The sequence below is a fragment of the Bacillus salacetis genome, assembly GCF_003581585.1.
Lineage (GTDB): Bacteria > Bacillota > Bacilli > Bacillales > Bacillaceae_B > Rossellomorea > Rossellomorea salacetis.
The window spans coordinates 31198-46216 of sequence record NZ_QXIR01000020.1 but is presented as its reverse complement, the minus strand read 5'-3'; the positions used below and the strand labels follow the sequence as shown (position 1 = coordinate 46216).

General features: G+C 46.1%; 16 protein-coding genes. 3 read left to right on the top strand and 13 right to left on the bottom strand.

Annotated features, from left to right (window positions below):
• Positions 1 to 7: 7 nt before the first annotated feature.
• Both D3H55_RS14650 and D3H55_RS14645 read right to left on the bottom strand, forming a co-directional pair.
• Positions 8 to 433 carry a VanZ family protein gene (locus D3H55_RS14650; protein ID WP_119547920.1) on the bottom strand — a complete coding sequence of 142 codons (426 nt, stop codon included), beginning with the start codon at positions 431 to 433 and terminating at the stop codon, positions 8 to 10.
• Positions 434 to 549: 116 nt separating this feature from the next.
• On the bottom strand, positions 550 to 1686 hold the full coding sequence (locus D3H55_RS14645) for a sensor histidine kinase (RefSeq protein WP_119547918.1): 1137 nt from the start codon (positions 1684 to 1686) through the stop codon (positions 550 to 552).
• 196 nt (positions 1687 to 1882) lie between these two features.
• Between D3H55_RS14645 and D3H55_RS14640 the strand changes: the two genes are divergently transcribed.
• On the top strand, positions 1883 to 2320 hold the full coding sequence (locus D3H55_RS14640; RefSeq protein ID WP_119547916.1) for a hypothetical protein: 438 nt from the start codon (positions 1883 to 1885) through the stop codon (positions 2318 to 2320).
• A 14-nt stretch (positions 2321 to 2334) separates the two neighbouring features.
• Positions 2335 to 2964: a hypothetical protein gene (locus D3H55_RS14635; protein WP_119547914.1), complete on the top strand. Its 630-nt coding sequence runs from the start codon at positions 2335 to 2337 to the stop codon at positions 2962 to 2964.
• Positions 2965 to 3008: 44 nt separating this feature from the next.
• On the opposite strand, the gene D3H55_RS14630 is transcribed toward D3H55_RS14635, so the two are convergent.
• Both D3H55_RS14630 and D3H55_RS14625 read right to left on the bottom strand, forming a co-directional pair.
• Positions 3009 to 3530 carry a type 1 glutamine amidotransferase domain-containing protein gene (locus tag D3H55_RS14630; RefSeq protein ID WP_119547912.1) on the bottom strand — a complete coding sequence of 174 codons (522 nt, stop codon included), beginning with the start codon at positions 3528 to 3530 and terminating at the stop codon, positions 3009 to 3011.
• Between the two features lie 73 nt (positions 3531 to 3603).
• Positions 3604 to 4011, bottom strand: coding sequence for a hypothetical protein (locus D3H55_RS14625; RefSeq protein WP_119547910.1), 408 nt, complete (start codon positions 4009 to 4011; stop codon positions 3604 to 3606).
• Positions 4012 to 4241: 230 nt separating this feature from the next.
• Here D3H55_RS14625 and D3H55_RS24975 point away from each other — a divergent pair, with 230 nt between their 5' ends.
• Positions 4242 to 5378, top strand: a complete 1137-nt coding sequence (locus D3H55_RS24975; protein WP_119547908.1) for an SEC-C metal-binding domain-containing protein — start codon at positions 4242 to 4244, stop codon at positions 5376 to 5378.
• Positions 5379 to 5530: 152 nt separating this feature from the next.
• Here D3H55_RS24975 and D3H55_RS14615 read toward each other — a convergent pair whose 3' ends face one another.
• The 9 genes from D3H55_RS14615 to D3H55_RS14575 all read right to left on the bottom strand — a co-directional run bounded on the left by D3H55_RS14615 (position 5531) and on the right by D3H55_RS14575 (position 14784).
• The gene (locus D3H55_RS14615; RefSeq protein WP_119547906.1) at positions 5531 to 6061 is read right to left on the bottom strand and encodes a chromate transporter; all 531 of its coding nucleotides are present in this window, start codon (positions 6059 to 6061) and stop codon (positions 5531 to 5533) included.
• Positions 6058 to 6621: a chromate transporter gene (locus tag D3H55_RS14610; RefSeq protein ID WP_119547904.1), complete on the bottom strand. Its 564-nt coding sequence runs from the start codon at positions 6619 to 6621 to the stop codon at positions 6058 to 6060. The genes D3H55_RS14615 and D3H55_RS14610 overlap by 4 nt, the downstream gene beginning before the upstream one ends.
• Before the next feature lie 169 nt (positions 6622 to 6790).
• Positions 6791 to 8395 carry a gamma-glutamyltransferase family protein gene (locus tag D3H55_RS14605; RefSeq protein WP_119548001.1) on the bottom strand — a complete coding sequence of 535 codons (1605 nt, stop codon included), beginning with the start codon at positions 8393 to 8395 and terminating at the stop codon, positions 6791 to 6793.
• 8 nt (positions 8396 to 8403) lie between these two features.
• Entirely contained in the window at positions 8404 to 9399 is a 996-nt protein-coding gene (locus D3H55_RS14600; protein WP_119547902.1) for an ABC transporter ATP-binding protein, read from the bottom strand.
• Positions 9368 to 10372: an ABC transporter ATP-binding protein gene (locus tag D3H55_RS14595; protein WP_119547900.1), complete on the bottom strand. Its 1005-nt coding sequence runs from the start codon at positions 10370 to 10372 to the stop codon at positions 9368 to 9370. The genes D3H55_RS14600 and D3H55_RS14595 overlap by 32 nt, the downstream gene beginning before the upstream one ends.
• A 7-nt stretch (positions 10373 to 10379) precedes the next feature.
• Complete coding sequence (locus D3H55_RS14590) at positions 10380 to 11915, bottom strand: glutathione ABC transporter substrate-binding protein (protein WP_119547898.1); 1536 nt, start codon at positions 11913 to 11915, stop codon at positions 10380 to 10382.
• A gap of 31 nt (positions 11916 to 11946) precedes the next feature.
• Complete coding sequence (locus D3H55_RS14585; protein ID WP_119547896.1) at positions 11947 to 12849, bottom strand: ABC transporter permease; 903 nt, start codon at positions 12847 to 12849, stop codon at positions 11947 to 11949.
• A 27-nt stretch (positions 12850 to 12876) separates the two neighbouring features.
• Positions 12877 to 13818: a nickel ABC transporter permease gene (gene nikB, locus D3H55_RS14580; RefSeq protein ID WP_119547894.1), complete on the bottom strand. Its 942-nt coding sequence runs from the start codon at positions 13816 to 13818 to the stop codon at positions 12877 to 12879.
• A 516-nt stretch (positions 13819 to 14334) separates the two neighbouring features.
• Entirely contained in the window at positions 14335 to 14784 is a 450-nt protein-coding gene (locus D3H55_RS14575) for an Lrp/AsnC family transcriptional regulator (protein ID WP_119547892.1), read from the bottom strand.
• Positions 14785 to 15019 lie beyond the last annotated feature (235 nt).

Below are 15019 nucleotides of genomic sequence, written 5' to 3'. Positions count from 1 at the left end.
ATGTGTTTCACGTATCGAATATATCAGTCGAACGCGCTGCTGCCCTGCTTAAATAATGGACCATTAAAAAAAGCATTATCCCGCCTGAATCATACATCACATCAACCAGGCATCCTGTCCTTGAAAAGTACATCTGCGCGATTTCAGTGATTAAAGCGAATACCCATGAAACAGTGATGACCGCCTTAAAGCTGTGAAACAATGTCTTCAAAAGAACCGCCAGCATAAAGAAGCACAAGGCATGGCCTGCCTTTTGGCTGATATACCCGGGATCACTGTACGGAAAGGAGCGGTATTCGAAAAAACTCCAAAAATCTGGTTGGTCTGTGACTAAAAACCGGATCTGCTGATGCTCTATCAAATCTGTAAAGCTGGCTGTACACGTCATGATGAACAGGAACCCTATGTACAAAAAAACTACCAATAACCGCAAAGATGACTCCCTCCCAACTGTCCATCATCCTTGCCGGTTATTGATAGTTTTATTCTATTATTTAACACTTCACCGCTTTAACGTAACAGGGGACTGTCCCCCACTGCTTTAAAGGACTAAAGGAGCATTCCTTGGACAGGTTCTTCCTCTGCAGCCGGTATCGTTATGGTGAACGCTGTTTCCTCGGGACTTGAGGTGCATAGGATGCTGCCTTCATGCTTTTCCACCAGCTTTCGGCAGATGTACAGTCCGATTCCGGTCCCCAGCTCTTTGGTGGTATAGAACGGCTCGAAAATGGCCTCCATCGTTTCCTCACTGATTTCCGGCCCGTTGTTTGCCACTTTCACATGAATCTCCTCATTTTCAAAGGTACAAGTGATCGTTATTTTCCTGTCAGACTTGACCTGCTGAAGCGCATCAATGGAATTCATAATCAGATTCAGGAATACCTGCCTGAGCTCCTCTTTATTCCCTTTGATATAAACCTGTGAGTCCAGGTGCGATTTCACTTGGACATCACCGTCTACCAAACTTGGATATACAAACTCTATCAATTCACTCAGCAGCGAAAACACCAGGAATTTCTCTTTTTTGCTTTCAATGATTTCCTTTCTTGAAACATGCAGGAATTGCGAAATCCGGTAATTCAGTTGATCCAATTCATGGCTCATGACATCCAGGTACGGCAGTTCGGGATAATCACCTTTTAACAGCTTCGTGAACCCTATAATGGAAGTCAGTGGATTCCTGAATTCATGAACAAAGCTGGAACTCATCTGGCCTAGGATCGTCAGCCGCTCTTTATGAGTATGGTCGATATATACTTCCTTTTCCTTCAATTGCTGGTCTTTCTTCTCGGAATAAAATTTGACAGCATAATAGGAAAAACGGTCAAAAACACGGTTGATTTCTTCCAGATGGGTATGCATTTCTTCCATCCCGATGCCTGATGTGCCAACCCATTTGATGATTTCACTTCTGCCCATATTGACATTGTAGACGAACTCACTGATATTCACATCGGCTTCGACTCGTTCGAGGGCCACCTTCTTAGCGAGCATCTTGATATCTTCTTCGCTAAGCCCGCCATTGATTGCCCTTTTGACAAGTCCGTACATCCTGATCCCGTTATTCATTACTTCTTCCTTATATTTATCTCCTTCAGAAATCACTACCTGCGACCTCCATGTTTGCAAAAATTCCTGGAAATTATCCTCTAGAAAAAACGCCAGCCTTTCGGAAGTTGTTGTCATTCAGCCCCACCCTCATGAATCGTCTTCTTTCTTCTAATCATACCAAAAAATAAAAAGATTTTTCCGAAAACTTTCCTCTTTTTTATAAAAAATAGTGCTAAAATAGGAAAAAGGAGGTGAAATTTGGAAATTTAAACCCACTAATATGACCACGCACTCTTCTACAGAGAAAAACAAATGATTTGGAGGTCCCCCATTGAATTCTTCTATTAAAAATTACACATCTATCCATGATGATTTTTCCAAAGACAGGGAAAAGATAAAAGAAGATATCCTCTTCTTTTATAGTGAGCAAATCCCGGATATACTGGAAGCACTGTTTACAATAGCGCATTTTGAAAAAAAGATCACAGTTCTCGAGCCTTTATTTGAATCTCCATTTCATTACCGATTCATTGAAAACTATGGGCTCAATCTTTTTATAGACGGGTTCATTTTCTCCCTTTATTCCAAAGCCAATATGCTGAATGAGTTTCTTAAAGAAGATATATCCTCGGAAGTCAAGAAGAGGCTGGATACCATGACAGCAGACGCCTCAATAAGATTCGAAGAGGATGCTGTCGAATGTTTTACCCTTACCGCTTATAAGGTTTTCGAATTCGGTGTTGAAGCCGGAAAGGGCTACACAATGTAAAAGAGGTGAGACAGATGGAAAAAATCCTAAAGGAAATCCTCTCTAAACTGAATACCATTGATGAGAGACTCGAGAAGGTTGACGGACGGTTCAATCAAATCGATGCAAAATTTGATCGAGTGGATGAAAAATTCGATGAACAAGAGAAGAAAATGAACTCGCGCTTCATCGAGCAAGCCAAAAATATGAACATTCGCTTTGATGAACAAGATAAAAAGGTCAATGCCCGCTTTGATGAACAAGACAAAAAGTTTAACGCCCGCTTCGACGAACAAGACAAAAAGTTCAACGCCCGCTTCGACGAACAAGATAAAAAGTTCAACGCCCGCTTTGATGAACAAGACAAAAAGTTCAACGCCCGATTCGACGAACAAGATAAAAAATTCAATGCCCGCCTGGATAGTCATGACCTAGCTTTCACCAAACAGGAGAGCAGGTTTGACAGAATCGACAGGCGGCTTTCAAGCCTTGAAACCGGCCAAAACGAAATAAAAAATATCGTTAAACGCATAGAAACCAACCAGAATGAAGATGTCATTGCCTTGTTAAAAACATTCCATACCAAGATAGACTCCAATTCCGAGGCGCTGAATAAAAGACTGTTCCAAGCTGAAACAGATATTCAAAAGTTATCAAGGAAATAAGAAGAAGACGAGTCCCGCAGACATTCAGGACTCGTCTTCTCTGTTTATTTTTCCATCACGCTGATGAAATCTCTTAAATAATCCGGCAAATCGGGCGGCCTTCTGCTGGATATAATATTTCCGTCAATGATGGAAGGCTGGTCCACCCACGCGGCACCGGCATTCTCCATATCATCCTTGATTCCCGGAGTGCTTGTCACTTTTTTGCCTTCAAGGATTTTAGCTGATATCAAGACCCATCCTGCATGGCAGATCTGTCCTATCGGCTTGTTGTCCTCATTCATTTTTTTAACGATCGACAGCACTTCTTCATACCTTCTTAATTTATCCGGGGACCATCCTCCGGGCACAAGCAGAGCATCGTAGTCATTCGGATCCACCTCTTTGAAGGATACATCCGAAACAGCAGGCACTCCGTACTTTCCGGTATATTCATGATCTTTCTTTTCTCCAGCAAGATGGACGGCAGCGCCTTCTTCTCTCAAGCGCAAAACCGGGTACCACAGCTCAAGATCTTCAAAGTCATCACTGACAAGCTGAAGAACCTTCTTATCTTTCAGTTTCAATGGACATGACCTCCTTTTGCATTCTCCCTACATTTTCGGACAGCTGAGGGCAAAAAGCAAACTTGCTGTGCTATCAAAGATTATTTTTGGTAATGTAACGCCAGATTTCCTCTCCAATAAATCCCTGAAGGTGAATCAATGTCTGATTCCACTTAATCTTATAGTTTTCGTCTGTGACACCCTGTGCGAGCTGAACGATGCCGGACGGAGGCAGGGGCTCTTCCAATTTTTCAAACTGAAGCAGCGGCATAAAATGTTCTAGATCCTCTTCACCCGCTTTTTCAATAATCCCGGAACCGATTCCGCGGGCAATAATGCCGTTTCCATTGCTGTACAGGAATACCATGTCATTGGCTTCAATGTGGTTGATGAGGTACTTCCAAGGGGAGTAATAAGCAGCGACTTTCTGTTCTTCCAGCATTTCTGCTTCATTTAGGGGGTTTTGGGATTTGTTTGTGTTGACGAGGTAGGCTTTTGGCAAATTTCATTCTTCCTTTCTATAATGGGTTTGGACCGGCCATCTGGACAAGGATTCAAGCGGGGTTAACTATAATGGGGATTCATGGGGCACACCTCCTTTACCCTCTATTATAATCTTTAGCTTCCAATTGCTAAAAGGAAAACCTCTTATCGAAAATTCGACAACCTCGTTTATTTTCTATCTAAGAACCCTTACAATAGAAACTAACCGACAAGGAAGGAAGTCTGCACATGACATTCTTAAATAGAATCGAACCCGCATTAGTGAGCGATGATCCATTTGTTCAGCATTTTGCCGTTTCCATTCTGCAGGACAGCCATCTTGCAACGCCGAAAACATTATTTAAGGCTTTGGAAGCCTATGACCGGAAACTCCCCACCATATTCCCGGAATTGATCCTGCCGCACATCGGATTTCTTCCGGTGGATGAGGAAGGCGTGCAGGAGCTTATTTCACGCTTGAAAACGGATAATGAAAATAAGGAATGGTTTGTTAATCTCCTGGATAATGCGGATACTTCAGTGCTTCTGCAATACGAGAGTGATTTAGCTCCCTATTTGGGCAGAAAGTTTTATAAAGAACTGAATTCTTTTTCAGAGATGGATGAAGAAGGCCTCTTTTTAAAGCTTGCCGGCATTGCCAACAACTTGGACAACACCTATGACCCAACGGCCATACAAATGGGAAAACGCGTCGCAAATGAGTTGATCGGCAGAGGCATCATTGAAGATTGGGAACCAGAGAATGCGATGGGTGAGCTGCTCTCGTATTCTTTCATGCCATCGATCGGCTTGTTCCAAATTTATATGGCAGGTGAACTCCGGACAGAATCCACAGTCCCCGACCTCATAAAGCTGCTTGTCAGGGATGATAGTGACGAAGCTCTGGAGGAAATCTCTTCTGCGCTTATAAAAATCGGCACTGATGAAGTGGTCCGTGAAGTAGAAAAAATCGCTATTGATGAGAACATTTTCATCTACAGCATTGATATACTGGCTAAAATCAAATCCAAGGAAGCTGAACAAGCATTGATGAGGCTTTGGCAGAAGACCGATGATATCAGCATCCAAACCACGATTGCTGACGCCCTTTGCCAGCATCTGTCTGTAGAGGCGATTCCTCTTGTGGAGCACCAGCTGGAAGAAGGCTATGACATGATCATGGCCGATTTGGAAATGTCCTTTTATGCCAGCCTTGTACTCAACAAAATCGATCACCCTGGACTGCATCACATAAAAATGAGTCTGATTGAAAAGGAAGATCAATTCCGACAGACTTTTCCCCCGGCCGAAAATGAGAACAAGGTCGGCCGTAATGACCCTTGCCCATGCGGCAGCGGCAAGAAATATAAAAAGTGCTGCCTATAAGAAAAAACAAATACCATGAATCTAAACTTGGCACCTGACCGCCAGGTGTTTTTAACTTCGGATATACATATAAAAAAAATCCAAGCCAAAAACGGCTTGGATTTTTGTTTTTTCCGTCGACAAATTTTGGGTCGTGCCTGTCACTAAGAGCGCTAAGCCAAGAACACCGCTCCATAAACCAAAGCCCCGCCAATGACATATACGGGATGGATCTTCAGCTTTTCCAGCAGGAGAAAGGCTGCACCAGCCAAGATGATTGTTTGCAGCCAGCCGATGCCTTCATAGGAATTGGAGATGAATCCCCAGGTCATTACGCCCAGCAGGACGGCGATGGTTGGCTTGACAAGGCTGGTCATTTTCTTGACTCTCGGTGAGCTTTTGTATTTCATGAGCAGGCTCAATAGTACGATCATCAGGATCAAGGAAGGTGCAACTGTCGCAAAAACACCGACAATGCTTCCGAGGATTCCTCCCTGCTCATAACCGATGTATCCGGCCATCTTTGTAGCAATCGGACCCGGAAGCCCGTTCGCCAACGCAATCATTTCACTGAACTCATTGACATTCATCCAGCCATATCGGTCGACCACTTCATGCTCCACCAGTGGAATCGAAGCGGGGCCGCCTCCATATCCCAGGATACCGGGAATGAAGAAAGCCAAAAAGATTTCCCAATAAATCATGAGGCTTTCACCTCTCTCTCACTTGCCTTTTTCTTTTTACCGACCAAGGCATATACCAGGAGGCCGCCGATTACAATTGCCGGGTGGATGCCCAGCAGTTCAATTGTAATCAAGCTTCCAATCAGGATGGCGATGGTGACGGTCCATCCCAAGGCGCCTTTGGACTTCACGACAAAATCCCATGTCAGCACCCCGAGCATGACGCCGACCACCGGCACGACTGCGTTGGCCATTCCCTGCACCCAAGCCTTGTCCTTATAGGCATTCAGCACATTCAGGAGCAGGATCATCAGAATGATTGTCGGAATGATGGTGGCAAGTACCGCGTTAGCCATTCCCACAAAGCCGCCGACCCTCCAGCCGATATATCCGGCCATCTTTGTGGCAATCGGTCCCGGCATGGCATTTCCCAGTGCGAGAACATCTGAAAAATCATCATCGTCCATCCATTTGTATTTCTCCACGACTTCATTATGCACGAGGGGAATCGATGACGGCCCGCCGCCGTACCCCAGAATTCCCACTCGGAAAAAAGCTAAAAATAGTTGAAGCTGCTTCAAGGTTTCATCACCCTCTTGTTGTTGGATATGCTCTTTTCACCTGGCAGTTTTTGAATATGCACTATATAAGTCAATCCAAACAACCTAATGAAAGAGCATGACATCAAGCATAGAAGAAGGCAGGTTTAGTATGCCCCGCTTTCCCCTGCCTGATGTCCGGACATGATTCTTACCAAGCCGCAATGGCTCCATCTGTTCTCGACTCTGTTCCTCCCATGAGTACGCCTGTATCCTCATCTCTCCAAATGATCTGGCCTCTGCCAAACATTCCCTCGTCTGTTGCGGTCTGGATTTCATGTCCTTTTCTTGCTAATGCCTGCGCGATATGTGTCGGGAAGTTCGGCTCCACCAGAACCTTTTTCCCTTCGATCCACTGCCATCTTGGCGCATCAAGAGCTGACTGCGGGTTTAAATGAAAATCAATTGTATTGCTGATCACCTGGAAGTGGCCCTGCGGCTGCATGTAGCCGCCCATGACTCCAAATGGGCCCACTGCTCTGCCATCCTTCGTCAGGAAGCCAGGGATGATGGTATGGTATGTTTTTTTGCCAGGTTTCAAGGCATTCGGGTGTTCCGGATCCAAAGAAAAGTCGTGACCGCGGTTCTGCAGGCCAATGCCTGTGCCAGGGATGACCACGCCGGAGCCGAAGCCCATATAATTACTTTGAATGTATGAGATCATATTGCCTTCCTCGTCAGCTGCCGCCAGATATACAGTACCCCCTTTGGGGATATCGTACGCTTCCGGTGTGATGGCTTCGTCGCCAATCAATTTACGGCGTGCTTCTGCATAACGGTCAGAAAGGAGTTCGTCTACGGGAAGCGGCATGTGTTCCTGCTGTGTAATGTACGCTTTTCCGTCCGTGAAGGCCAGTTTCATTGATTCGATATGCTTGTGGTATGTATCGACTGCGTCTTTTTCCTGGAATTCAAAGCCTTTTGCAATATTCAGCGCCATTAATGCGACCAATCCCTGGCCATTCGGCGGAATTTCCCACACGTCGTATCCCCGGTAATCCGTTTTGATCGGGTCAACCCATTGGGCCTGGTATTCCTTTAAATCGTCCCGTGATAGAAAACCGCCATGTTCTTCCATGAAGGAACTGATTTTATCAGCAATTTCTCCTCTGTAAAAACTTTCGCCGTTTGTTTCGGCAATTGTTTTCAATGTGGATGCATGCCCTGGTGATGACCATACCTCTCCGATTTTCGGCGGCCTTCCGTCCGGAGCAAACGTTTCGAACCACGCTTTGAACTCATCTCCGGTTAAAATTTCTTTGAATTTTTTATAAGCAAGTGACCAATACTTACCGAGAATAGGTGTGAGCGGATAGCCTTCTTCCGCCAGGCGGATGGCCGGTGCCAGTGTTTCTTTCAAGGAAAGCTTTCCAAATTTACCGGACAGCTCCGCCCATGCCGCTGGAACTCCAGGTACTGTCACCGGTATGACGCCATGGACCGGCATTTTGTCATGACCGAGTTCTTTCACTTTTTCAATGGAAATCGATTTTGGCGATGGGCCGCTGGCATTCAGGCCGTGCAGCTTATCCTTCACCCATACAAGGGCAAAGGCATCGCCGCCGATTCCGTTCGAAGTGGGCTCGACAACTGTCAAAGCTGCCGCGGTGGCGATGGCGGCATCAATGGCATTGCCGCCTTTCTGCAGAATTTCAAGTCCTGCCTGGGCAGCAAGTGGCTGGGATGTCGCGACCATCCCTTTTTTTGAAAAGACCGTATTTCGCTGCGAGGAATACGGGTGGTATAAAAAATCCATGTTCTCCATTAATTCACAACCTCCTGTTCAACATGATGACAAGCTACAAAGTGATCTTTCTCGATTTCCCTCCATTCCGGTTTTGCCTGTTTGCAAATGTCTGTCGCAAGCGGACAGCGTGTATGGAATGGACAGCCTGACGGAGGGTTTGCCGGGTTGGGGATTTCCCCAGTCAGACGGATGCGGTCTTTTCTTGCACCCACTTTGGGACGCGGAATCGAAGAAAGCAGTGCCCTTGTATAAGGGTGAAGCGGGTTTGAATAGAGATCTCTGGATGATGCGAGTTCAACCGTGTTCCCCAAATACATCACCACGACGCGGTCACAGAAGTAGCGGACCACCCCAAGATCATGCGAGATGAACAAATAGGTCAAACCGTATTTTTCCTGAAGGTTTTTCAAAAGCTTCAGCACCTGCGCCTGTACCGATACATCCAAAGCCGAAACGGCCTCATCACATATGATAACAGAAGGATTCAAGGCAATCGCGCGTGCAATCCCGATCCGCTGGCGCTGCCCGCCGCTGAACTCATGCGGATAGCGGTCGTAATGCTCTTCCTTGAGCCCGACTTCTTTTAAAAGGTCATATACTTTCTGCCGGCGCTCGCTGCTTGATAGATTGGTGTGCATGACAAACACTTCTTCAAGCGCATTTCCGATCCGCTGCCTCGGGTTCAAGCTGGCATAGGGATCCTGGAAAATCATCTGCATTTCTTTTGTAAGTTCTTTCCACTTGCTGCCGCTTAACGATTGAATTTCACTGTCTTTATACAGGACTTTTCCGTTGGTGATATCTTCGAGGCCGAGAATGGTGCGGCCAAGCGTTGACTTTCCACAGCCGGATTCACCGACAATCCCGATGCTTTCTCCTTCATAAACGTCCAGACTCACATCCTCGACAGCTTTGACATGTCCCTGGACACGCTTCAGAAATCCTCCTTTAATCGGGAAATATTTCTGTACGCCATCCAGTTTAAGTAGCGACTTTTTCTCGAGCACTTCCATCCTCTCGCACCTCCTGAAGCCAGCATTTTACGCGGTGTGTTCCATTGACATCATATTCCTTCGGTGATTCCGTTTTGCAGCAGTCCATTGCGAAAGGGCAGCGAGGATGAAAACGGCATCCTGTTATATTTTCGTTCAAATTGGGAAGAGATCCCGGAATCGCTTCTAACTCAAAAGAAGGATCATCGACATCAGGTACGGAGCGGAGAAGCCCTTGTGTGTATGGATGCTGAGGGCTGTTAAAGATGCTCTCGACGTCCCCTTCCTCTACTTTCTCCCCTGCATACATGACCATCACTTTGTCAGCCACCTCGGCGACGACTCCCATATCATGAGTGACCATGATGACACCCATGTTCAGGTCATCCTTAAGATCCTGTATCAAGTCAAGGATCTGTGCCTGGATCGTTACATCCAAAGCAGTCGTCGGTTCGTCTGCAATCAATAATTGCGGGCGGCAAGCCAGCGCAATGGCAATCATGACACGCTGTCTCATCCCGCCGCTGAGTTCATGTGAGTATTGGTTCATCCGTTTTTCCGGATAAGGAATGCCGACCTGCTTCAACAGATCGATTCCTTGTTTGTTCGCTTCCCTTTTCGATATTTTCTTATGAAGCATCAATGGTTCGCGTAGCTGATAGCCGATTGTCAGTACGGGGTTCAGGGCAGTCATCGGCTCCTGGAAGATCATCGAGATGTCTTTTCCCCTGACCTTTCTCAATTCTTCCTTTGACAGGGTTGTCAGATTCCGCCCGGCGAAATCAATGGATCCTTCTTTGATATAGCCATTGCTCGGGAGCAGTCCCATCAACGACAGGGATGTAATACTCTTTCCGCAGCCCGATTCACCGACGATACAGAGGGTTTCGCCTTTATCCACTGAAAAAGAGATTCCCCGTACAGCCGACAGTTCCCCATCAGCCGTACGGAAAGCAGTGTTTAAATTCGTTACATATAATAATTCGTTAGACATTGTATCCCTACTCTCTTGAAACGTTGTATAGTGACCATTGTCCTGTCGGGTCTACTTGGAGTCCTTTTACCGATTTATCATAAGCTGCCGTTACAACACCATGGTGCATGATGACTGCGGGGGCATCTTCAACAAGCAGTTTGTTTGCTTCATCAAGTTTCTGCTGGCGCACTTCCTGGTCGACATTGGAGCGTGACTCCTCGACAAGCTTGTCGAATTCAGGATTCGAATACGCCATACGGTTTGAAGATCCGATGTTGTCGCTGTGGAAGTTTGGATACAATAGTTCGCTTCCATCAGCTGTCGAGTTGGACCAGCCCATGAAGGTGATATCAAAGTTCCCTTCTTTCGTTGTATCGAGGAAAGTGCCCCATTCCATGGATTCGATTTCGACGTTGAATCCTGCTTGTGTTAATTGAGATTGGGCGATTTCCGCCATCATCATGTATGCTTCAGTATTCGCAGTAAGGATGGTAAGCTTTTGATCGCCGTATCCGTTCTTCTCGACCATTTCTTTTGCTTTTTCAGCATCGTGGCTGTAGCCTTCTTCGTTTGCAGACTCATCAAAACCGAATACTTTAGGGCCGATGATGCTGTTTCCTTGGACACCGAGTCCGTTCAGCTTTTTGACATACGCCTCACGGTCAAGCGCATAGGCTGCTGCCTGGCGGAATTCAAGGTCCTTCATTGGCTCCCTGTTCATATTGAAGCCCATGTAATACATTGGCGTTCCTTCATTTTTAGTGATTTCAACATTTTTCAGAGATTCAACGCGCTTCAACTGTTCGGATGGGATAGCATCGATGAATTGTACATCGCCTGTCTGCAGCATGGAGATTGCTGTGTTGACTTCCGGCACTACTTTGAAGGTCACTTTTTCAAGCTTTGGTTCGCCCTGCCAGTAGTCGGCATTCTTTTCCAGAACCACTTGATCACCCTGTGTCCAGCTGACGAACTTGAATGGGCCTGTACCGACCGGTTCCTTCATTAAGTCCTGCGCTTTATCTGCTTCAGGGCTGACGATTGAAGCATTTGTATGGGACAGCGCCGCAAGCATGGCTCCGTATGGCTTTTCCGTCTTGATCTCGACTGTGTATTCATCAACAACATTCACTTCAGAAATAGGTTCTAAAAGTGAAGCGCGGGGTGCAGCCGTTTTAGGATCGCGGAACTTATCAAATGTATATTTGACCGCCTCGGCATTGAAAGGTGTTCCATCCGTGAATTGGATATCTTCTTTCAATTTGATCACCCATGTGTTTTCATCGGGTGTTTCATAGGATTCTGCCAATTTCGGCTCGACTTCCATTGTTTCAGGGTTTCTAGTGAAAAGTGTTTCATAGACTTGCTCGATGATTCGGGATGAAACAGAATCATTTGTCATGATGGGTGATAGCCCTACAGCATCTGAAGTCGATGCATAGGTTAATTCCTGAGGTACATCTGTACTGGCATTTCCTCCATCTGAACCGCCTGAGCTGCTTGAACAGCCTGCCGTAAAAGCAAGCATTGCCGTTAGTAATACTGCCAACCACTTTTTCATTGAGCTTTCCCCCTATTTTTTAATAAAAGTATTATTGATTCAGATCCATGTTTGGATCGAGCGCATCCCTTAGTCCGTCTCCTACTACATTGAAAGCAAATACGATCAGCATGATGGCGATCCCCGGAACGATCGTCATGTGCGGTGATGTCCACATGAAGTTCTGCCCCTGGGCAATCATCGCTCCCCATTCCGGTGTCGGCGGCTGTGCCCCCAAACCGAGGAAACTTAACGCTGAAGTTGAAAGGATTGCGGTGGCCATCCTCATTGTCGCAAAAACAATGATCGGCGCCATGCAGTTCGGCAGGATGTGCTTCACGTGGATCCTGAAATCACTTGCACCGAGTGAGCGCATCGCCTGGATGTACTCTTGTTTCTTGACGGTCAGGACCGAGCCGCGGACAATCCTCGCACAGGATGGAATCGACCAGATACTGATGGCTATTGCTACATTGACCAGGCTTGTTCCAAGAATGGCAATGATCAGCATCGCAAGCAAAATGCCTGGAAATGCGAACAGTAAATCCACCAGTCTCATGATGATTCCGTCGAGCCGGCGGTAGTAACCCGAAATCAACCCGAGGGTGACTCCTCCGAGCAGTCCCAGAGTGACTGCGAGAAGGCCGACTGACAAGGAAATCCTTGCACCGTATACGATACGGCTCCATATATCTCTTCCATAGTTATCGGTTCCAAGCCAATGTCCCTCTGAGAAAGCAGGCAGTTCGGAATCTGCCAATGCTTGTTTCAATGGATCATGTGTGGCAATTACAGGTGCGGCGATGGCAAGGATCAGCTGCAAAGCAATGATGACCAGTCCGATGACAGCCAGCTTATTTTTTATCAATCGCTTAAAGGTAGTGACCAGAAACTTTTCCTTCTTGGACTTCGTTTCCGGCTGGATTTCTTCATTAAGTACTGCTTCTGCTGACAAGGTAAGTTCCTCCTCTCCTAAAACGGCTTAATCGTAGCTGATTCTTGGGTCAATGAAGACGTAAACGATATCGACAATCAGGTTGACCAGAACGAATAGTGTGGCAACCAGGAGCACCGAGCCCTGCACCATCGGAAAATCTCTTGCTGCGATGGCATCGATCATCAGCCTGCCGACTCCATTAATCGCGAAAACCTGCTCCGTAATGATGGTTCCTCCCAGAAGGAATCCGAAGTTGAGGCCGATGACGGTGATGACCGGGATCATTGAATTTTTCAAAGCATGTATCCAAATGACTGTTTTCTCTTTCACTCCTTTGGATCTCGCTGTCCGTATGTAGTCTGCCTTGATGACCTCAAGCATGGACGACCGGCTCATCCTTGCAATCATTGCTGCCGAACCGGTTCCCAATGTGATGGCCGGCAGGATAAGCTGCTTCATCCCTTCCACCGTCCAGAACGGAGCACTCAAGCCACCGACGGGTAAAATCTGAAGGTTGACTGCAAAAACAAGAATCAGGATGGTTCCAAGCCAGAAATTCGGAATCGATATCCCGCCGAGTGCGAACACGGTGCTGGTAACATCCAGCCAGGAGTTCTGCTTCAGTGCTGAAATGATCCCGGCTATGACACCGATGACCACGGCGACAATCATGCTGGCGATCGCCAGATTAAGTGTATTCGGAAAGCGGATGGCAATGGCTTCAGCCACCGACTGTTTCGTTTGATAGGAATAACCAAAATCCCCTTGAAAGATGTTCTTTAAGTAATCCCAGTACTGAACCAGGAATGGATCATTCAAACCAAGGCTGTCCCGGATGGCTGCTATGTCGGAGTCACTTGCCGTCGGCCCGCCAATGATGGTGGCTGGATCCCCTGGTGCCAGATGCATGCTGCCGAATACCAGAAACGAGATTCCGAATAATAATAAGACCAATTGAATAAATCTGCGTGAAATAAGTGCTATCATCGGTTCACCCTCCCTTTTTGATATGTAAGCGCTTCATAATTTTAGAAGCCACTTCCCTGCGTTACCTTCCGTTTGTTAATTTAATTTAAGTTTTTAGTTTACAAACGGAAGTTTTTTGATGTTAGGGACGATTATAAATGATAATTCAGAATATTTCTAGTGTTTTTACAAAAAAGTTTATTTTATTTATAAAGGACTAGTTTGTCTGGATATTTATGGGCATATCTAACCAGTTTCGGGGGGCCATTTTCTCTATCTTGGAAAAATGTCTGAGCCTGTACATTCTATAAAAGTTGAGGGTGTGCGGGGTGTGTGAGGTCGTGACAGCTGAATCTTTCCTCTGCTGTTAAAATAAGCGGGGGATCCAAGGGCAGCTTCATTGAGCGGACTCTACATTGGGGGAAATGCTCATTCTTCCTTATCCCTCATGCAAAGAAACTAAAAAAGACTCAGACTGGCTGTGAAGACAACCTGTCTAAGTCTTTGGGCAATAACCTTCCGTTTCGGAAGCAAAACCTATAATTTCAATCCATTCCGGCTCTTGAATCGGCGAAGCAAGATGTGGCTTTCTACTCTAGTGATGCCTTCAAGTGCATATAATTCATTATTAACGAAATTCTCCAATGCGGAGAAGTCGTCGACCAGCACGTGCATGTGGAGGGTGCTCGGCCCTGTCATCTGATAGCAGCTGGCTACAGTCGGCAGCTCTACTAATTTTTCAGCCACCTCCACAAGGTATGCAGGTTCGCAGTCCACTTCAAAGAAAGCGGACACTGATTTCCCGACCTTTTCGGAGTTGATAACGACACTGAACCGTTCAATCACGCCGCCATCTATCAACTGGTTCACCCGCTCCCGGACAGACACACGTGACAATCCAAGCTCTTTCCCGATATCCACATAGGAAGTCCTGCCGTTCTCGGTCAGGATTTGCAGAATCTTACGATCAACATCATCTATCTTCATGATCTCATGCACCACATTTCCGATTTAATCATATCCCTATTATACTAATGATCTTTGGTTTGTGAAGAGTGACACAGAGTTTGTTTGTTTAAGAAGTGCCTCTCTTAGTGAAGGTGGCTAGGGTTTGGCAGGTAAAAATTAGGTATTTTTAACCATTTGTAACTTTTGTAATAAAACTGAAACATTTCTTCATTTCAATTCGTCTAATAAGTAAGAATCTTTTAAAGGAACGGAG